General features: G+C 61.4%; 16 protein-coding genes. 10 read left to right on the forward strand and 6 right to left on the reverse strand.

From position 1 onward, the window contains the following. Positions 1-2: 2 nt before the first annotated feature. The 6 genes from AC07OJ_RS00820 to AC07OJ_RS00845 are packed head-to-tail and all read right to left on the reverse strand — an operon-like array spanning position 3 to position 4,625. Positions 3-755, reverse strand: coding sequence for a GntR family transcriptional regulator (locus tag AC07OJ_RS00820; RefSeq protein ID WP_065905745.1), 753 nt, complete (start codon positions 753-755; stop codon positions 3-5). A gap of 23 nt (positions 756-778) precedes the next feature. Further along, positions 779-1,168, reverse strand: coding sequence for a carboxymuconolactone decarboxylase family protein (locus AC07OJ_RS00825; protein WP_065905747.1), 390 nt, complete (start codon positions 1,166-1,168; stop codon positions 779-781). A gap of 11 nt (positions 1,169-1,179) precedes the next feature. Continuing rightward, complete coding sequence (locus AC07OJ_RS00830; RefSeq protein ID WP_065905749.1) at positions 1,180-1,665, reverse strand: flavin reductase family protein; 486 nt, start codon at positions 1,663-1,665, stop codon at positions 1,180-1,182. A gap of 12 nt (positions 1,666-1,677) precedes the next feature. Further along, positions 1,678-3,159, reverse strand: a complete 1,482-nt coding sequence (locus AC07OJ_RS00835; RefSeq protein WP_495093678.1) for an aldehyde dehydrogenase — start codon at positions 3,157-3,159, stop codon at positions 1,678-1,680. Then, positions 3,156-3,989 carry an alpha/beta fold hydrolase gene (locus tag AC07OJ_RS00840; RefSeq protein WP_315418924.1) on the reverse strand — a complete coding sequence of 278 codons (834 nt, stop codon included), beginning with the start codon at positions 3,987-3,989 and terminating at the stop codon, positions 3,156-3,158. Before AC07OJ_RS00840 ends, AC07OJ_RS00835 begins: the two co-directional genes overlap by 4 nt. Before the next feature lie 45 nt (positions 3,990-4,034). After that, the gene (locus AC07OJ_RS00845) at positions 4,035-4,625 is read right to left on the reverse strand and encodes an amino acid synthesis family protein (protein WP_065905755.1); all 591 of its coding nucleotides are present in this window, start codon (positions 4,623-4,625) and stop codon (positions 4,035-4,037) included. A gap of 301 nt (positions 4,626-4,926) precedes the next feature. Between AC07OJ_RS00845 and AC07OJ_RS00850 the strand changes: the two genes are divergently transcribed. From AC07OJ_RS00850 to otnC, 10 genes are all read left to right on the forward strand, one after another. Continuing rightward, a complete protein-coding gene (locus AC07OJ_RS00850; protein WP_065905758.1) occupies positions 4,927-7,818 on the forward strand; it encodes an ATP-binding protein in 2,892 nt (963 codons plus the stop codon). 16 nt (positions 7,819-7,834) lie between these two features. After that, entirely contained in the window at positions 7,835-8,473 is a 639-nt protein-coding gene (locus AC07OJ_RS00855) for a response regulator (RefSeq protein ID WP_065905760.1), read from the forward strand. A gap of 370 nt (positions 8,474-8,843) precedes the next feature. Further along, positions 8,844-9,401, forward strand: coding sequence for a fimbrial protein (locus AC07OJ_RS00860; RefSeq protein ID WP_065905762.1), 558 nt, complete (start codon positions 8,844-8,846; stop codon positions 9,399-9,401). A gap of 91 nt (positions 9,402-9,492) precedes the next feature. Beyond that, positions 9,493-10,188 (forward strand): fimbrial biogenesis chaperone, encoded by a 696-nt coding sequence (locus AC07OJ_RS00865; protein ID WP_495093679.1) that lies wholly within the window; start codon positions 9,493-9,495, stop codon positions 10,186-10,188. Between the two features lie 120 nt (positions 10,189-10,308). Then, positions 10,309-12,816 carry a fimbria/pilus outer membrane usher protein gene (locus tag AC07OJ_RS00870; protein ID WP_495093680.1) on the forward strand — a complete coding sequence of 836 codons (2,508 nt, stop codon included), beginning with the start codon at positions 10,309-10,311 and terminating at the stop codon, positions 12,814-12,816. Further along, positions 12,813-13,847 carry a fimbrial protein gene (locus tag AC07OJ_RS00875; RefSeq protein WP_083221431.1) on the forward strand — a complete coding sequence of 345 codons (1,035 nt, stop codon included), beginning with the start codon at positions 12,813-12,815 and terminating at the stop codon, positions 13,845-13,847. Before AC07OJ_RS00870 ends, AC07OJ_RS00875 begins: the two co-directional genes overlap by 4 nt. A gap of 106 nt (positions 13,848-13,953) precedes the next feature. Continuing rightward, a complete protein-coding gene (locus AC07OJ_RS00880; protein ID WP_495093681.1) occupies positions 13,954-17,058 on the forward strand; it encodes an autotransporter outer membrane beta-barrel domain-containing protein in 3,105 nt (1,034 codons plus the stop codon). A 68-nt stretch (positions 17,059-17,126) separates the two neighbouring features. Continuing rightward, entirely contained in the window at positions 17,127-18,101 is a 975-nt protein-coding gene (ltnD, locus tag AC07OJ_RS00885) for an L-threonate dehydrogenase (protein ID WP_495093682.1), read from the forward strand. A gap of 10 nt (positions 18,102-18,111) precedes the next feature. Continuing rightward, a complete protein-coding gene (gene otnK / locus AC07OJ_RS00890; protein WP_120448175.1) occupies positions 18,112-19,404 on the forward strand; it encodes a 3-oxo-tetronate kinase in 1,293 nt (430 codons plus the stop codon). After that, positions 19,401-20,045 carry a 3-oxo-tetronate 4-phosphate decarboxylase gene (otnC, locus tag AC07OJ_RS00895; RefSeq protein WP_495093683.1) on the forward strand — a complete coding sequence of 215 codons (645 nt, stop codon included), beginning with the start codon at positions 19,401-19,403 and terminating at the stop codon, positions 20,043-20,045. Before otnK ends, otnC begins: the two co-directional genes overlap by 4 nt. Positions 20,046-20,059 lie beyond the last annotated feature (14 nt).

The raw sequence follows: 20,059 nt of genomic DNA on the forward strand, positions 1-20,059 counted from the left end.
GCTCAGTGACCTATGCGGGGTTCTTTGAGGGCGATGGGCAGGGTGATCTCGGGGACTTTGCCGGTCTCTTCCTGTTTGCGCTTGAGGTAATCCAGGGCCACCGCAGCCGCGGCGCGTACGTGGTCGACGCAGGCCTGGTGGGCAGCGAGCGGGTCGCCGCTCTTGATCGCCTGGACCATGCGTTCCATTTCCTGGTTGCTGGTGCCGCGACGGTTTTCCTGGGACACCGAGGTCGCGCGCAAATAGCTGATGCGCGCCTGCAACTGGCGCAACTGCGTGGCGGCCACGTGGTTGCCAGAGCCTTCGAGCAACACGTCGTAGAAGCCCTGCACCGAATCGATCACCTGTTGCAGCTCGCCATCCTTGAGGGCCTTGCGGTTTTCCTCGAGGGCTTTTTCCAGGGCCTTGATGTCCTTGGCCTTGGCGCGCAGGGTGAACAGCTGCACGATCAAGCCTTCGAGCACGCAGCGCAGTTCATAGATATCGACGGCATCCGCCAGGGTAATGATTGCGACCTGCGGGCCCTTGGCATCGGCGAACTCCACCAGGCCTTCGGACTCCAGGTGACGCAAGGCTTCGCGCACCGAGGTGCGGCTGACGCCGAGGCGGTCGCACAGGTCGCGCTCCACCAGGCGGTCACCCGGCAACAGCTGGAAGTTCATGATGGCGCTGCGCAGTTTCTCCAACACGATTTCGCGCAGGGTGACCGGGTTGTGATTGACCTTGAAGCTGTCGTCGAGTGGCAGGCGTTTCATGGGGTCTGCTCTGAATGTAGCGGTTAACTGGAGGCCTCGGCATCGGCGTCGGCGAACGCTTCCCGGGCCAGTCGGAAACTGTCCACGGCGGCGGGAACCCCGCAATAAATGCCGACCTGAAGCAGAATTTCGCGTATTTGTTCACGACTCAGCCCGTTACGCAAGGCGCCGCGCACATGCAGCTTGAGTTCGTGGGGCCGATTGAGGGCCGAAATCATTGCCAAGTTTATCATGCTGCGTTCTTTAAGCGACAAACCCTCACGGCCCCACACGTGGCCCCAGCAGTACTCGGTGACCATCTCCTGCAGCGGCCGGGTGAAATCGTCGGCGTTGTCGATCGAACGCTGCACGTAGGCCTCGCCCAGCACCTGGGTGCGGATCTTCAGGCCCTGCTGGTATTTTTCAGTGCTCATCAATCAGCTCCTCAGGCCAGGGTGGGCAGCGGGCCCAGCTTGCCTTTGTGATAGATCATCGGCGTGACCGGCTGCGCGGGCAGGATCAGGTTCTTCACCGCGCCGACAATGATTGCGTGGTCGCCGCCGTCGTATTCGCGCCACAACTCGCATTCGATGATCGCCGTGGCCTTGGCCAGCAGCGGGTTTCCCAGCTCGCTGAGGTGCCACTCGATGCCCTTGGCCTTCTCCTTGCCTTTGCCGGCGAAGGCATAGGCCTCGGCGGTCTGGTCGGCGGACAGCAGATGAATCGCGAAACGCTTGCTGTCGCGCAGGATCGGGTAGGTGTCCGACGCATAGTTGGGGCAGAACAGCACCAGGGCCGGGTCGATCGACAGCGCGCTGAACGCGCTGGCGGTGATGCCCACGATGCCGCCGTCCGGGTCGAGGGTGGTGACCACCGTGACGCCGGATGGGAAGGAGCTCATGACGTCTTTGTAAATGCCGGGTTCGATCATGGTCGGGGTCTCTTAACGCATCACAAAAGGATCAGGCATCGGCGCCTGGGAGAGGTTGATCCACACCGTTTTCAGCTCGGTGTAGGCCAGCACCGAATCGATGCCGCTTTCGCGTCCGTAGCCGCTGTTCTTGAAACCGCCGATGGGCGCCATGGCCGAGACCGCGCGGTAGGTGTTGACCCAGATGATCCCCGAGCGCACATCCCGCGCCAGGCGATGGGCGCGGCCGAGGTCGCGGGTCCAAATGCCGGCGGCGAGGCCGAACTGCGAGTCGTTGGCGATCGCCAATGCCTCGGCTTCGTCCTTGAACCGAATGACCGAGGCCACCGGGCCGAAGACTTCTTCCTGCATGATCTTCATCGAGTTGCGGTCGCATTCGAACAGCGTCGGCTCATAGAACCAGCCTTCACCGAGATTCTGCGGGCGCTTGCCACCGGTGCGCAGGCGCGCGCCTTCGGCGATGGCATCGGCCACCAGGCCTTCGACCACGGCCAGTTGCTGCGCGGTGGCCATGGGCCCCATTTCGCTGGCGTCGTCCTGCGGGTTACCGATGCGGATGCGTTGGGCGCGCGCCACCAGGCGCTCGACGAACTCATCGTAGATTTCATCCTGCACCAGCAGGCGCGAACCCGACACGCAACTCTGCCCGGACGCCGCGTAGATGCCGGCAATCGCGCCATTGATGGCGCTGTCGAGGTCGGCGTCGGCAAAGATGATATTCGGTGACTTGCCGCCCAACTCCAAAGACAGCTTGGCGAAGTTCTCCGCGCTGCTGCGCACCACATGCCGGGCCGTGGCCGCGCCGCCGGTAAAGGCAATCTTGCGCACCAGCGGGTGGCGGGTGAGGGCGGCGCCGGTGCTGGGGCCGTAGCCGGTGACCACGTTGACCACGCCCGGCGGAATCCCGGCTTCGAGGGCCAGGCGCGCGAGTTCGAGGATGGTCGCCGAGGCGTGCTCCGACGGCTTGATCACGATGGTATTGCCCGCCGCCAGGGCCGGTGCGAGCTTGATCGCGGTCAGGTACAGCGGGCTGTTCCAGGGGATGATTGCTGCGACCACGCCCATGGCTTCGTGCACGGTGTAGGCGAACAGGTCGGGCTTGTCCAGGGGCAGCGTGCCGCCCTCGAGTTTGTCGGCCAGGCCGGCGGTGTAGTGGAAGAACTCCGGCAGGTAGCTGACCTGGCCGCGCGTCTCACGGATCAGCTTGCCGTTGTCACGGCTTTCCAGCTGGGCCAGTTGCTCTTTGTTCTCGGCAATCAAATCGCCCAGGCGACGCAGCAACTTGCCGCGCGCGGTGGCGGTGAGGCCACGCCAGGCCGGGCTGTCGAAGGCAGTTTGCGCCGCTTGCACGGCGCGCTCTACATCCGCTTCGTCGGCGTCGGGCAGTTGCGCCCAAGGCTCGGCCTGGGCCGGGTTGAGGCTGTCGAAAGTCTTGCCGGACAGGGCATCGACCCATTCACCGCCGATGCACATCTGGAAGCGTGCGAGTGTCATGCAACGATCCCCTTGATTGGATTGTTTTGGGCGTACACCGTGTCGAGGAAGCCCAGCAGCAGCTGGTTGACCAGGCGTGGCGATTCTACCGGCATCATATGCCGTTGTTCGGCCAGCACCGCAACGGTGGCGCCGGGAATACGATCGGCCAGTTGCCGGGCCATTTCCGGGGTCGAGCCCGGGTCGAGTTCGCCGGTGGCGACCAGGGTCGGCACGCGCAACCCCTTGAGGTCGTCGGCGCGATACATGTCCTGGGTCGCGAACAGTTCGTAGGTGGTCAGGTAGCCCTGGGGGTCGTTGCCCGCCAGGGTTTCACGCAGCGCGGCGATCTGCGCCGGGTTGGCCGCCTGGTATTCGCGGCTGAACCAGCGCGACAGCGCGGCCTCGGCATTGGCGTCCGGGCCATGCTCGGCGGCCTGGGCGGTGCGTGCGATCACGCCGGCGCGCTGTTCCGGGCTGCGGTTGAACACACTGTTGAGCACCACCAGGCCTTGCAGGCGCTGCGGGTAATGCAGGGCAAACGCCCGGGCGACCAGGCCGCCCATGGAAAAACCGATCACCGTGGCCTGAGGCAATTGCAGGTGGTCGAGCAGTTCCAGCAACTGGTCGGCATAACCCAGCAGCGGCGTGCCGGTGGCCGGGCGCGGGCTGGCGCCATGGCCGAGCATGTCATAGGTGATCACGCGGTAATTCGTGGCCAGGCCAACGACTTGCCCGCCCCACATTTCTTTGTTCAGGCCCACGCCGTGGATCAATACCACAGGCTGGCCTTGGCCGGTCGCCAGATAACTGGTGCCAGCCGGGGTGCGTTCAGCGGTGAGCCGAATCATGGAGCGCTCCTGCATACCTTTTTATTAGGGTGTTAGCCGCCGGGATTACTGGGCCTTTTCGGCGGCCAGTTCTTCCAGGTCGATATAACGGTTGCCGATCCGTGGGTGCAGGCGGCCGCCATCGGCGCAGCCCAGCACCACGACGATTTCGTCGGCACGCGGGGCGTCTTCGATCTGCATTTCCAGGGTGATGTAGTGCGAGCGCAGGCCTTCGTCGTCCTTGTGCATCATCGGGATCTGGATCGAGGTGCCAGGGCCGCCGCGCTTGTTGGTGAAGCTCAGGTAGCTCTTGGCCTTGACCGCTTCACGGTAGTGATTGCCGAAGCGCAGGGTATGGATGATTGCGCTCGCGTGTTCGATCTCGCCATCGGCGCCCACGACGGCGGCCTTGCCGTACGCTTCGATCTTCTCGGCGCCGCCGATGATGCCCACCAGGCGCTCGACCATCAGTGCGCCAAGGTCGGAGCAATTGGCGCGGATCTCAGGCTTGAGGTCTTCGACGAAACCGCGACCCAGCCACGGGTTTTTCAACACGACGGCCAGACCGACCATGGTCACCGGCGTGTCCGAGGCCTTGCCGCCTTCAATGAAGGTTTCTTCTACGTAACTGACGATCTTGCGAATTTCGAAACTCATGGGCTGCTCCGTCTGAGGTAAGTGGATCTGTGTATGATGGTATACCATAATATGACAAGTGCAAGCGCCACAAGATCGGGTCGGCAAACGGTACAGCTGGGTGATGCGTTTTTTTGATCTCGATCAATCGTTGCGAGATGCTCATCTGGTAAAAACGCCCCCTTTTTTAAACTTGGCGCCGCTTCTAGCCTGGCAAGGCGAACTTGCCGTGTTACGCCATACTCACCTCCAGCTGTGGCATACAGCGCCTGGCTCTATGCCGCTACCACCGTGCCGTCTTACGAGACCGGACTTTGAACCTATGCCCGAACGCAACTACAGCTTGATTCGCAAGCTCGCCAGCACGTCCCTGCGCCTGAATACCGTGCTGATCTGCGCGCTTTTTCTTAACCTGTTAATGCTGGCCGCCTGCTATTGGGCGTTGAGCAAGGTGGTTGCCGAAGAGCGCAACAAGGTGATGCTGCATTTCAACCGATTGGTGGGTGATATCCATCAGCACGAAAAATTCATCGACAGGATTGCGCAACACGGCAACCAGGCCTCGCAGAACCAACCGACGTCGGGTCTGACGGTACAGAGCCAAATGCGTGTCGACACGCCAGGCGTGCGGATCTTTGAGGCGGCGCAATATACGTTTTCGATGCCGTTTACCCTGGCGCAGCAGCACGTAACGTCCGGCCCGCATCCGGGCAATTTCGCCTTGGGGGTGATGCTGGCGAATTTTTACAGCCGTTTCTGGAGTACCTCGGTGTACCCGGCACCGCAGGTGTTCGTCATCGGCGCGCTGGGCAACACCAGCATGGCTGTGCCTGCCATCGACCGGTTTCCGGGGCGTGCGCTGCTGACAACGGAGAACTACCTGGCGGCAGTCGAGCGGATTTACACCGCGCTGCCAGTCGGTAAAGACTCGACAGGGGGAGTCCACGTGCGCTGGGCGCCAGCGCAGCATTTCATTGCCGGCGAGTCCCGTGAGCTGTTGGGTTATCTGGATTTCAGGCTGCCCGATGCGCTCTGGTGGACACCTGAGGTCAAGCGTCGGATCTTCATCGTGACCCTGTTGGATCTGGAGCGCATCAATGATCCCGAGCAATTGTTCGAGCGGCCGATCTACGACCGCTTGCAACTGTTGTCTCCCCAGGGCGACTCGTTGATAGATGCAGTCGGTGTAGCGCAGAGCTATCGGCAGGGCCTGAATTTCACTGCGCAAGGCCTGCTGTTCAAGATGGGCGGCCCCAGTGCCGGTGGTTGGGTCGCGTTGTACGAACTGAATTATCAAAGCTTTTTCGGCTACGCCAAGTGGCAGTTGCTTGGCGGCATTGGGCTGCTGCTGGCCAGTGTGTTGAGCAGTTGGGTGGCGATTCGCTGGTACGCGCGCAAGGTGGTTTCGCCCGCGCGCCAGGCCCATTTTGAGATCGTCGAAAGCGACACTTTCAGCCGTACGGTAATCCAGACTGCCCCTGTGGCACTGTGTGTGCTCAGGCGCGCGGATCGGCACCTGATCATGCAAAACCCACTGGCCGAACGAATGCTGGGGGATGCCCAGGCGGTGACGCAGTTGAGTGAGCATTGGGGGCTCAATCCTGCCCCGGCGCAACCCGACGGCGATGTGATTTTCCACAGCCGCCACGGCCACACATTGCACGGCAGTTTCGCCTCAGCCCGCTATCGCGGCGAGGCGGTGGTGCTCTGCGCGTTCAGCGACATCAGCGCACACAAGGCGGTGGAGCAGAAGCTCGCCGAGGCCAGCGCCGCCAAGTCGCGGTTCCTGGCGACCATCAGCCATGAGATCCGCACGCCACTCTATGGCGCGTTGGGTACCCTGGAGTTGCTGGGGCTCACACAGTTGACCGAGCAACAAAGCAACTATCTGCACATTATCGAGCGCTCCTCTTCAATGCTTCTGCAACTGGTCAGCGATGTGCTGGACATGTCCAAGATCGAAGCGGGGGAGATGGCGCTGGAGTCGGCGGATTTCAGCCCCCTCGCATTGGCCGAGGAGGTCGTCGCCGAATACAGCGGCACCGCACAGGGCAAGGGCGTGCAGTTGCGCTTGAATGTCGATGCCGGTGTACCGGTTGGGGTGCATGGGGATGCGCGGCGTATCCGGCAGGTGCTCACCAATCTGCTCAGCAATGCCCTCAAGTTCACCGAGCACGGCGGTGTAACGCTGCAGTTGAGCGCCGCGATTAGCGACGACAGGGCTACGCTGACGTGGCAAGTCACCGACACCGGCGTGGGTATTGCGGCCGAGCAGCAGGTTCATCTGTTCGAGCCGTTCTACCAGGCGCACCGACATGCGCATACCGTTGCTGGCACCGGGCTTGGCCTGTCCATCTGCGCGCAACTGGCCCAACTGATGGGCGGTCGATTGAGCGTGGCCAGCGAACCCGGGGTGGGTAGCTGCTTCAGTTTCAGTGCCAGCTTTGCCTTGGGGCAGCAGGCACCGCCGACCGCCGTGCGGGCCCGCTTGTCTCGGCATCCCGGTAAGTTGGGCCTGAACCTGCTGGTCGCCGACGACAACCCGATGAACCAGGCGTTGATCAAGGAGCAACTCGAGCAGCTCGGCTGTCGCGTCACCCTGGCAAGTCACGGTCTTGACGCATTGGCGCGCTGGTCGCCGGATTTCGATGCGCTACTGACCGACATCAACATGCCGCAGATGGATGGGTTCGAGTTATTGAGTGCGCTGCGTCAGCAGGGCGTAACGCTTCCGATCATCGCCATCACCGCCAGCGCCCTGCAGGAAGAAACCCGACGCTTCGTCGCAGCCGGCATGGATGCCTGGCTGGTAAAGCCCGTGAGCCTGAGTGATTTGTACGCAGTGTTGCGACGCTGCTGCCCGCCCGCGCAAATACTTGAGCCGCAGGAGGAAGAACTGCCGGCGTTTGTGGCGCTCTCACCGCGACTGCATGAACTGTTTGTGAATACCACGCGCGCAGACCTGAAAATCCTGCGCGACGCCAGCCAGCAACACAACGTAGCTGCCATGGTGCCGCAGTTGCATCGGCTGCGCGGCTCGCTGGCGGCGGTGCAGGCGAAGCAGCTGGCAGACGCGTGCAAAGCGCTGGAGCAGCAACTGATCGCCACGCACAAAATTCCCAAGGGCGTTATTGAACTCATGGACGGTATAGAGCGACTACTGGCGGGCCTCGCGCCGAATACGGACGGCGAGCCCCCTACATCCAACGACTGAGACTGGAATACAAACCATGAAAAAGACCACTGTGTTGATAGCCGACGACCATCCGATTGTGGCGATGGCGGTGCAGGAAATAGTCGAGCGCGATGACCGCTTTGAAGTGGTGGGTATCGCCAAGGGGCCTACTGAATTGGTGCAGATGCACCAGCAGTTTTCGCCCGATGTCGTGATTGCCGACTACAGCATGCCCGGCGACGGAATTCATGGCGATGGATTGCAGATGATCGAGTTGCTGTGCCGGCGCTTTGGTGACACCCGCATCCTGGTATTCACCATGCTGTCCAATCCCCTGATTCTCAGCGGTCTCTATCACCTGGGTGTGTGGGGCGTAATATTGAAAAGTGGTGATTTCAATGAGATTGCGGTAGCACTGCAGGCGTTGTCGCAGGGACGCAAATACCAGCCACCAGTGCAAGCGCTGTCGAACAGCGACAGCCAGATGCAAGCCAGGGCCGCTCGGCTGACGATGCGCGAATACGAAGTGCTGCGGCATTTTGTATCGGGCTTGAGTGGTCGTGAAATCGCGGCACTTTTGCATAGAAGCACCAAGACAGTGAGCGCACAAAAGGTCTCGGCGATGCGCAAGTTGGGCGTCGAAAATGATCAAGCGTTGTTGGCCTTCTGTGCGGACGCGCAGCTTTTCCTGTAAGTCGTGCCAGCGGTTTACGTGGGCTGAACCGAAAGACAGTTCTCGCCCTGGGCCTATTTTCAGTTTGATCTTAAAGACAGCCACCGAGTCGGCTCGCATAATGGCGCCCACAGCGTCAGCCCGCACCTCAATAGACTAAGTCACGTCACCTACCTGTAGCCGTGCTGGTTGAGTTGCACTAGAAAAGAACCGTTTCTTATTGCAGTTGTGCGCAACAGTGCACTTCAAGGCAGCGGGTCACTGTGCGCCCGAAAAAGGATTAATTACGAAGTCAGGAGGTGGATACCCAGCAACTCGTGAAGTGAAGTGCGGCCCTGTGATGCGTTATTAAAGTAACGCCAATGAATATAAACTTGAGAGATGATGAAGTATGAAGAAGCAACGTTTACTGCCTGTGCAGGCGGCGCTCCTGAGTGTGTGTGGTGGCCTGATGTTGTCCACTACTGTCAGCGCCGCGGAAGCCGGTACTATTACTTTTAACGGTAAAGTTACGGATGAAACTTGCCAGGTGACCACCGGCTCGTCGGGCGATTTTACCGTGGACCTGGCGACCGCCAAAGTGGCTGACCTGGCCCAGGCCGGTGCTACCGCGATGCCGTCCAACTTCCGTATTGCGGTCAATCAATGCTCGCCGACCGTGACCAATGTACGCGCGCAGTTTCTCTACGATGCCAACCTGGTCGACGTCAGTTCGGGCGTGCTGAAAAACCAGTTGAGCGGCGATACCTCCGCCACCAATGTGGGCCTGCAGCTTTACAACTACGCAGACAACTCCGTGATCAAGCCAGGCGACGCTGGCGCTGCCAAGAGCTTCACCGTGCAAGACGGTGCGGCTGAAATGATCTACGGCGTGCAGTACTACGCGACCGGCAAGTCCACGGCGGGCCTGGTGAAGAGCCAGGTCAAATACCAATTGAGCTATAACTGAGAACGTCCCTCTGCGCGGACATCGCGCAGAGGGGACTACCCTGACTATGCGGATATATCGTCTATTAACAGGTTGCCTGCTCATTTATTTAATGAGCTTCGATGCTCGCGCCAATATCGTTTTGGGCGGCACTCGGTTGATCTATCCAGGCGGCGAACGTGAAGTCACGCTGCCCCTGTCGAACAAGGGCGCGACCCCGGCACTGGTGCAATCGTGGATGGATGACGGCGCCACCGACTCTACGCCGGAGAACAGCTCCGCGCCGTTCCTGATCATGCCGCCGCTGACCCGTATCGAAGGCCAGGCCTCGCAGACCCTGCGGATCCTGTTCAATGGAACAGCATTGCCGCCAGACCGTGAATCGCTGTTCTGGCTGAATGTACTTGAAGTACCACCGGTGCCGGAAAAGTCGAGAAACAAGAATAACTTGTTATTGGCTGTTCAAAGTCGAATTAAAGTGTTCTATCGACCCGCGACACTCCGCAGCTCCTTGCATGACGCCGCGAAGCATTTGACGTGGCAGGTGTTCGGCGACGGCGCACAGTTGAAGTTGCGCTGCACGAATACTTCGCCATTGCATGTCTCGTTTGCCGATATACAGGTGAAGTGGGCGGGCAAGACACTCAGTAATACTGACGGTAATCATATGGTTACCCCGGGCGGCGAAGCCGTGTTTGAACTGCACCCGCAGACCGCGCGCCTGCCTGAACTAAAAGCCCAGGGCATACAGTTTAATTATATTAACGACTATGGCGCCTTGAAAACCGTGAACGCGCAGTTCGACTAAGTTCAATTACCCTTTCGTTAAAAGTCTATGAACCGTTTTGATCGATCGATATTACGCAGAAAAGTGTTTCTGGCGGCACCGTCATGCTCAATCGTTCGTTTCTGGGCGGTCGCGTGCCTCGTGTTCAGCACGGCAGATGACAACGTGATGGCGGATGAGCCGGTGCTGCCGGCGGCCGCTGCACAGGTGGACTTCCAGGATGCCGAGTTCACCAGTTCGTTTCTGGTGGGCAATGCCAAGCGTACGGATATGTCGCGTTACCAGAAGGGCAACCCGGTATTGCCAGGAAATTACGATTTGGACGTTTACATCAATGGCAAGCAGGTGACGCGCGCCAAGGTCGAGTTTGCAGATGAGGCCAACAGCAATATCGCGCAAGCCTGTTTCACGCTCGCAGCGCTGAAACGGCTGGGCATCGATACACAGCCATTGGTGCCGTTCAACGGTTGTCGCAAGCTCAAGGCGGTGCTGCCCAACACGGTCTCCTATGCCGACATCGGTGAGCAGAAGCTCTACCTGCAAATCCCCCAGGCCAACTTGCGGCGTACCCCGCGTGGTTATGTAGAGCCCGAGTACTGGGACGCGGGCATTACCGCGGCGAAACTTGATTACAATCTGAACTATTTCAGCACACAGAACGACCACTACGGCAGCACCGACTCTGCCTACCTGGGCTTGCGTGGCGGGTTCAATTTTGGCCTTTGGCAGTTCCGACATAACGCAAATGTGAACTGGACCCAGGGGGGCAAAGCCGAATGGACCCGCATGTCCACCTACCTTCAGCGGCCAGTGGCGCAGCTCAAGAGCCAGGTGACCCTGGGCGAGATCAATACCAAAGGCGTGGGGTTCGACAGCATCGCTGTGCGCGGTGTCAGCCTGGCCTCGGACGAGCGCATGTTTCCCGATTCACAGATCGGTTTCGCGCCGGTGATCCGCAGTTTCGCGCGTAGCAATGCGCGAGTGGAGGTGTGGCAGAACGATATAAAGCTCTATCAGACCACGGTCACGCCCGGCAACTTCGTGATCGACGATCTGTACCCCACAGGCTATGGCGGCAACCTGAATGTCGTGGTTACCGAGGCCGACGGAAGTGAGCGGCGCTTCGATGTGCCTTATTCGTCGATCACCAACCTGATGCGTCCGGGGCGCGCCAAATACGACCTGGTGGCTGGCCGGCTGTATAACCAGAACCTGGCCAGCGATGCCCATCTGTTCCAGGGCACGTTGTTCTATGGTCTGAACAACAGCCTGACCGGCTACGGCGGGTTCCAGGTCAGCGAAGGCTTTCACGCGGGGCTCGCGGGTGTCGGACTGAACACCTCGCTGGGGGCGTTTTCGGTCGACCTGACCCAGGAGACCACCCAACTGGGCGCTCGTAGCGGTTCGGCTTCGGGGCACAGCGTCAAGGTGGCGTACAGCAAGTTGCTGAGCGAAACCCGCACTAACTTTACCCTCGCTGCCTACCGCTACTCGTCGTCCAAATACATGACGCTTTCCCAGGCGGTCGATGCGCGTGAGCGGGTCAAGACCCCGGGCTATCAGGATGAATGGCTGTGGTATGGCAATGAGCGTGACCGCTTCGATATCAGCATCGATCAGCCGGTAAGCACTTATGGCTCGTTGTTCCTGACCGGTAGCACCAGCAAGACCTGGGGGGGCTCGGGATCCTCGAGCCGGCAGTTTGAAGTGGGCTTCAACGGCAGCGTCGGAGATGTCAGCTACAGCCTTTCCGCCAGTCGCAATAACGATGAGTTCGTCGGCGCCCAGACCCAGTACTTCCTGAGCCTGAATATTCCATTGGGCAGCGGCGCCAAGTCACCGACGCTGAGCACGCAGTACACCGGCGGGCGCGGGCAAGGCAGCACGCTGCGCAACTACTTGAGCGGGGTGGCCGATGACGAGGGGCGCCTGAGCTACGGGGTCGCCCACGCGGCGGACACCAACACCTCAAGCTCGGGCAGCGTCAATGCTCAATACCGCGGCGACCGCAGCACCGTTCGCGCGTCGTACGAACAGGGTGGGGACTACAAATCCACCTCGCTGGGCAGCGATGGCAGCCTGGTGGTGCACAGCGGCGGGGTGACGCTATCGCCGAATACCGGCGACACCGTTGCACTGGTCTCCGCACCGGGCGGCGAGGGCGCGAGCATTGGTGGATTGTCCGGCCTGGTCATCGATAAAAACGGCTATGGCGTGATGCCGTATTTATCGCCCTATCGCATGAACAATATCAACCTGGACCCCAAGGGCAGCTCGATGGATGTCACGTTCCAGAACACCACGCAACAGGTCGCACCCTTTGCCGGCGCAATTGTCCGCGTCGATTTCCAGACCCGGGTCGGGCGGTCGGCGGTGATCCATATCACCAATGGCAGCAACCTCAAGTTGCCGTTCGGCGCGGATGTACGCGACGAGCGTGGCAATGTGGTCGGTGTGGTCGGCCAGGGCAACAACCTGTTTGTCCAGGGCGTTGAAAACAACGGCGCACTGAGCGTGAACCTGCCGGACGAATCAACCTGTCAGGTTGCATATCGATTCGGCGAGAAAACGGCGAGCGGCACCAAGGGGCTGCTACAAACGCAAGCGCCGTGCCTGCTGCGCGAAGGTACCCGTCTGAGCAGTCGATGAAAATGACCAGACTTATTTATGCAGTGTTTCAGGTGTGTGCCTGGCTAATGGTTTCAACGTCGGCTTATGCGGTGTGCGGGATGATGCCCAACTATCAGGAAGGCGCGGTAGTCGATATAACCATGGGCCGCATATCGGTACCTTCGGGGGTTGCCGTGGGTGACGTGTTTTACAGTAAGGAGTTTCCTATTGTTGGCAGTTTTTTCGCCATTGTTTCTTGCAAGCCGGGTGATACAACGCAATGGCGAGTCGTACAAGGCACTGCCACTACTATCACTAACGTCTACACAACTAACATTGCCGGTGTCGGCATGCGTACCAGTTGGATACCCGCACAATCGGCTTCACCGTTTTATGCTGGAGAACAGACCACCTGGAAACTTGGGATGCCCGGTGTCAGTGGCTCGGCGGCGCAAAACACCTTGGTCTTCAATGTCGGCGGAACAGTTGTCGTTGAATTGATCAAGCTGAGCGACACCGTCGGTTCCGGTGCATTGGCGGGTGGTACCTACACCAACAACACGGCGCAGAGTGTTTACCCGTTCAACAGTGGTGTGTTCCTGACCACGCGCATCACCGGTGGCGGCAGTGAAATCGTGCCGGAAACGGGTACCTGCTCGATCGGCGACCTGAGTGTGGATCTGGCTCCGGCGCCATTCGGCCGCTTCACCGGGCAGGGCTCCACCACGGGCGACACACCTTTCAACGTGCCGTTTACCTGTTCCGGAGCCAACGGCGCAGTCACCCTGACCCTGGACGCAGACAAGTTCATGCCCGACGGCAGCCTGGGCCTGATCAAACCGCAGGCCGGCGTGAACAATGCCTCTTGCGTGGCGCTGCAAGTACTCGATGCCTCCAGCGGGCTGCCCGCGATACTCGGGGCGACTCAAGTCGTGGGCACGGTGTTTAACAATTCGACAAGTTTCAACTTGCCCTATTTAGTGCGTTATTACCAAAGTTCTGGCGGCACTAATTGCGTCACACCCGGGCTTGTAAAAGGTACCGCAACGGTCACTGTGAAGTATCAATAAAAGGCGCTTTAAAGGGTTTGCTACGCCCTCTCTGACTGGGGGCATGGCGGGCATTCTGTTGCCGAGCGCTTTTGTTGGATGACAACTAACGTCAAGGATTGGATTAATGAACTCTGCGAAGAAACCCCTCAGTTTTGCAATCAGTTATGCCCTCTTCGTTGCACTGGCGCCGGTGCAGGCGGCCACTATCGGGCCTGTTGACGTATCGTCCGAGGCGGGTGACCTGCTGGTACTGGATAATGACCAGGTTTCGTTCACCGGCAAAGGTGCGGCCGTTCGCGTTGTGGGGGGGCAAAATGAATTCATCGGCACGACCATGGATATCCACGCGACCGCCGGCGGGCCTAACGATGCCGTGACGGGGCTGCAAGCGCAGGGCGGTGGGCGGGGCACACTGCAGGGCTCAACCATCAAGGCCAGCGGCTATTTCGGCGACGGTGCCAGCGCCAGCGGTGTAGGCTCGCATGTGCAACTGGGGCAGACCGACATCACCACCGACGGCGCCCGTGGCCGTGGGGTCATGGTCAATCAGGGCTCCAGCGCGCAGATCATCGGCGGCACGGTCACCACTACAGGGCTTATGGCCGACGGGCTCTCTGCCATGGGCGCCGGTTCGACCATCAGCGCCAGTGGCACGAGCGTATCGACCGCCGGCAATGCGGCCTACGCAGTGCGGGCGCAACAGGGGGCGCGCATCAAGTTGAACAACGTCAGCGCCACCGCCCATGGCCAGACTGCCGCGATCGCCATCACCGGTACGGACAGCGTGGTCACCGCCGACGGCGTGACCGCACAATCCGACGGCGCCCAGGGCGTGGAGATGCAAGAAGGACGTCTGGAGTTCAGCAATGGCAGCATCCAGGCCAAGACTGACGGCATCCTGATCCGGCCGAGTTCTCCCAACGGTGGGGGGACGGCGGTAGTACGCAATTCCCAGGTCCTCTCTCAAACCGGCAACGGCATCAACCTTGATGCCAAAGGTGCGTCCCTGGAACTGTACGAGTCCCAGATCAGCGCCAAAGGGGATAATGGTTCGGCGATCTGGATGCCCGGCAGCGACAGTCACGCCGACGTGCACGACAGTCAGCTGGAAACATGGGGCACACAGGCGGCCGCGGTGGACAATCGCGCCGGTATTTTCCAGATGGACGGCGGCCGCGTGGTCACCCACGGTGACTCGTCCCACGGGCTCTATGCATCAACCGACGTGATCGGTGGCCAGTCGGGGGCGCCCGGGGCGACGTTCGATGTGATGAACGTGGTGATCGAGACCTTTGGCGTCGGGTCGGTCGGCGCCTTAGCCCGGCTGGGCGGGACACGGATGGTGTTGTCCGACAGCCAGCTGTTGACCCACGGTGATCTCAGTCATGGCCTACTGGTTTCAGGCGATGATGCCAGCTTGCAGACGACTCGCACGAATGTGGTCACCGAAGGTAACTCGGCGTATGGCCTGTCGGTCAGCAACAATGCCACGGCAGACCTGACCGACACCCACATCGAGACCGCTGGAGAGAAAGCCTACGGGCTGGTGAGCCAGGCAACCATCGCGGGTATCACCAACCAACTCGATCTCACTGACAGTACGGTACTGGCCCACGACAGCAGTGCCTTGCGCGTCTCCGGCGGCAGCTTGCTCAGTCATCTGACCCACAGCAGCCTGGTGGGGCGCAGCGCCGATCAGCCCGCGACGGCAGTATGGATTACCGACGGTGCCAATGGGCTGGCCGCCGACCTCGTCCGGCTGGACAGCGATCACTCGTTCATCGATGGCGATGTCCTGGTCGAGGGTGGCGCGCTGCAGTTGAGCCTGAACAATCAGTCACGCCTCGAAGGTGCGGTGAACGATACCCCTGGCCATTCCAGCCTCAGTCTGGACGACAGCAGCACCTGGCTGATGCGGGGCGACTCCAGTGTCGGCCAACTGACAAATAAGGGCAGCGTGGAATTCGCCACGCCGGCAGCGAGCGATTTCATGCGCCTGAAAGTCGTCGGCGACCTTCAGGGCGACGGGCAGTACATCATGAATACTGATCTGGGCGCGCTGCGCGGCGACCGGCTTGAGGTGGGCGGCCAGGTGACCGGTAATAACCAGTTGCTGGTGCGCAACAGCGGCACCGAGCCGTCGGGCGGCGGGCAGAAATTGCTGTTGATCGACAGCCAGGGGGGCGTCGGCGACTTCACGCTGGCCAACCGTGGCCAGGAGGTGGATGTAGGCACCTACCGCTACACCTTGCAACGTGACGACAGTGCGAGCGGCCAATCGCAGTGGAGCCTGGTCAACATCACCGAGCAACTGTCCACTGCCGCCAGCGCGGCGATCAACAGCAGCGCGTTGGCGACCCTGCGTGACACCTGGGATGCTGAGCGCGGCAGCCTGATCCAGCGCCTGGGCGATGTGCGCGGCGATGGCCACGACGAAGGGGTGTGGATGCGCAGCTATGGTCAGGAGCAGCAACTGGATAACGGCGCAGGGCGGCACTTCACGCAGAACCTCAACGGCGTCCAGGTGGGTGTGGATGGCCGGATGGCGCGCAGCAACGGTTCGCTGATCCTCGGCGGCCTTGCCGGTTACAGTCACGCCAATCGCAGCTTCAATGGCGAGGGCAGCGGTAAGCTCGAAAGTTACTACATCGGTGCCTACGCCACTTACCTGGACGATTCGGGTTGGTACACCGACAGCCTGCTGACACTCAATCGCTGGTCCACTCGGTTCGACGTGGACGCTACCGACGGCAAACGCGTCAGCGGTAAAACCCACAGCAACGGCGCTGGCCTCTCGGTGGAAACCGGCAAGCGCCTGGATTTCTCCCATGGCTGGTTTGTTGAGCCCCAAGCGCAGTTGTCGGCGTTGTACGGTGGCGGTGATCGTTACCGGTTGAGCAACGACATGCGCGTCGACGCCGACGATGGCATTTCAACCCAGTTGCGCGGCGGCGCGCTGGTTGGGCGCCAGATGCGGTTGGAGGGTGATTTTGCGATCCAGCCGTACCTCAAGGCTGGCTGGATCCAGGACCTGTCAGCGCGCAACCAGGTCAAGACCAACGACGTCAGCAGCCACCCCGACGGCAATGGCGGTGGCTGGTATGCCGGGGCAGGTATTACTGCGGCCATGGGCAGGAGCCAGCATCTATATGCCGATGTCGAGACCAGTGACAGTTCTACCCAAAAGCGCCCGTGGGCTTTGAACATTGGTTACCGGCTGGCGTGGTAAATCGGCGGCGACCAATGTTAACAAATGTTAAATCGAAAAATAACTTCACATAATCCGTTCATTGGTGGATGATCGACTGCAATTCCAATGCGGCTCGCCGGTGTAGCGCGAGCCGCCGTTTACCCCTGGAGTACCCCATGAATAATAAGAATGTCGGTGTGATCGGTCTGGGCGCGATGGGGCTGGGCATTGCCCGTTCGCTGTTGCGCGCAGGCTTTGATGTGCATGCCTGTGATGTGCGCGACGCGGTGACCCAGCAGTTCGCCAGCGAAGGCGGAGTGGCGTGCGCGTCGCCGGCGCTGATGGCGGATGCCTGTGATGTGATCATCACCGTGGTGGTCAACGCCGAGCAGACCGAAACCGTCCTGTTCGGTGAAGGCGGCGCGGTGGCGGCGTTGCGCCCGGCGAGCCTGGTGATCGGCTGCGCCACTGTGGCCCCGACCTACGCCGTCGAGCTTGGCCAGCGTCTGGCGGACCAGGGCCTGCTGTACCTGGATGCGCCGATCTCCGGTGGCGCGGCCAAGGCGGCGGCCGGCGAAATGACCATGATGACCTCCGGCCCGCAAGCGGCCTACGCCAAGGCCGAAGCCGTGCTGGCTGGCATGGCGGGCAAGGTCTACCGCTTGGGCGATGTGCATGGCCTGGGCTCCAAGGTGAAAATCATCAACCAGTTGCTCGCCGGGGTGCACATTGCCGCCTCTGCCGAAGCCATGGCCCTGGGCCTGCGCGAAGGGGTGGATGCGGACGCCTTGTACGAGGTGATCACCCACAGCGCCGGCAATTCCTGGATGTTCGAAAACCGCGTGCCGCACATTCTCAAGGCCGATTACACGCCGCTGTCGGCGGTGGATATTTTCGTCAAGGACCTCGGCCTGGTGCTGGATACTGCCCGCGCCAGCAAATTCCCGCTGCCGCTCTCGGCGACCGCGCACCAGATGTTCATGCAGGCCTCCAGTGCCGGTTTTGGCCGTGAGGACGACTCGGCGGTGATCAAGATTTTCCCCGGCATCGACCTGCCGACTGCCAAGCCTGAGCCTGTGTGAGGAACGCCGCATGACTAACCCAACGGCACGCCCCTTGCTGGGCTGCATCGCTGACGATTTCACCGGTGCCACCGACCTCGCCAACATGCTCGTGCGTGGCGGCATGCGTACGGTGCAAAGCATCGGCATCCCCAGCCGTGAAGTCGCGGCCGGGCTGGATGCGGACGCGATTGTGATCGCGCTCAAGTCGCGCACGACACCGGTCGCCGAGGCGGTCGAGGAGTCCCTGGCCGCACTGGCCTGGCTGCGCGAGCAGGGCTGCGAGCAGATTTTCTTCAAGTACTGCTCTACCTTCGACTCCACCGCCGCCGGCAATATCGGCCAGGTCAGCGAAGCTTTGCTCAAGGCGCTGGGCAGTGATTTCACCTTGGCCTGCCCGGCGTTCCCGGAAAACGGCCGCACGATTTTTCGCGGGCATCTGTTTGTGCAGGACCAACTGCTCAACGAGTCGGGCATGCAGCATCACCCGCTGACGCCGATGGGCGACGCGAATCTGGTGCGCGTGCTGCAAAGCCAGACCCAACTGCCGGTCGGGCTGCTGCGTTATGACAGCATCGCTGCCGGCGTCGAGGCCACGCGCAACAAGATTGCCGAACTGCGCGCGCAAGGCGTGGGCATTGCCATCGCCGACGCGCTGTCGGACCAGGATCTCTACACCCTCGGCAGTGCCTGCGCCGACTTGCCATTGCTCACCGGCGGCTCGGGCCTGGCATTGGGCTTGCCGGGCAATTTCCGTCGCGCCGGCAAACTGCGTGATTTCGACGCGGCGGCGTTGCCAAGCATCAGCGGCGGCGAGGTTGTGCTGGCTGGCAGTGCATCGGTGGCGACCCTCGGCCAGGTCGCCGCCTGGTGCGAAGCGGGGCGCCCGGCGCTGCGCATCGACCCGCTGGCCCTGGCCGCCGGTGAGCCGGTGGTGGCCCAGGCGCTGGCGTTTGCCCAGGGCAGTGCACACACCGTATTGATCTACGCCACCAGCACCCCGGACGAGGTCAAGGCGGTGCAACAGCAGCTCGGCGTCGAACGCGCCGGCGCGCTGGTGGAGAATGCCTTGGGGGCGATTGCGGCGGGCTTGCGCGAGCAAGGCGTGCGACGCTTTGTGATTGCCGGCGGCGAAACCTCCGGCGCGGTGGTCAAGGCGCTCGGGGTCAACCTGCTGCAGATCGGCGCGCAGATTGATCCGGGCGTGCCGGCCACCGTCAGCAGTTCTGCCGAGCCGCTGGCACTCGCGCTTAAATCCGGCAACTTCGGTGGCCGCGACTTCTTCACCAAAGCCCTCGCGCAATTGGCCGGAGGTGCGCAATGAGCGGCACCGACGAGCAGGCCCTGCGCGAAGAAATCTGCGACGTCGGCCATAGCCTGTACCAGCGCGGCTACACCGTGGGCAGTGCCGGCAATATCAGCGCGCGCCTCGACGATGGCTGGCTGATCACGCCGACGGATGTGTGCCTCGGTCGCCTGGCGCCTGGCGCCATTGCCAAGGTCAACCTGAAGGGCGAGTGGGTGTCCGGGGACAAGCCGTCCAAGACCCTGGCCCTGCATCGCCAGGTCTACGACCGCAACCCGAGTGTCGGCGGCGTGGTGCATACCCACTCCACCCACCTGGTGGCGTTGACCCTGGCCGGGGTGTGGCGCGCGGACGATATCTTGCCGCCGCTCACGCCTTATCAGGTGATGAAAGTCGGGCACATTCCACTGATCGGCTACCAGCGCCCGGGTTCGCCCAAGGTCGCCGAGCAAGTCGCGCAACTGGCCAACCACGTGCGCGGGGTGATGCTTGAACGCCTCGGTCCGGTGGTCTGGGAAAGCTCGGTGGCCAAGGCCAGCTACGCGCTGGAAGAGTTGGAAGAAACCGCACGGCTGTGGTTGATGAGCAACCCTCGGCCGGCGCCGCTGGATCAGGCGGCACTGGATGAATTGCGCGAGACGTTCGGCGCGCACTGGTAACCCGCAAGACACAC

The sequence above is a fragment of the Pseudomonas sp. GW821-FHT09C08 genome (assembly GCF_059418125.1).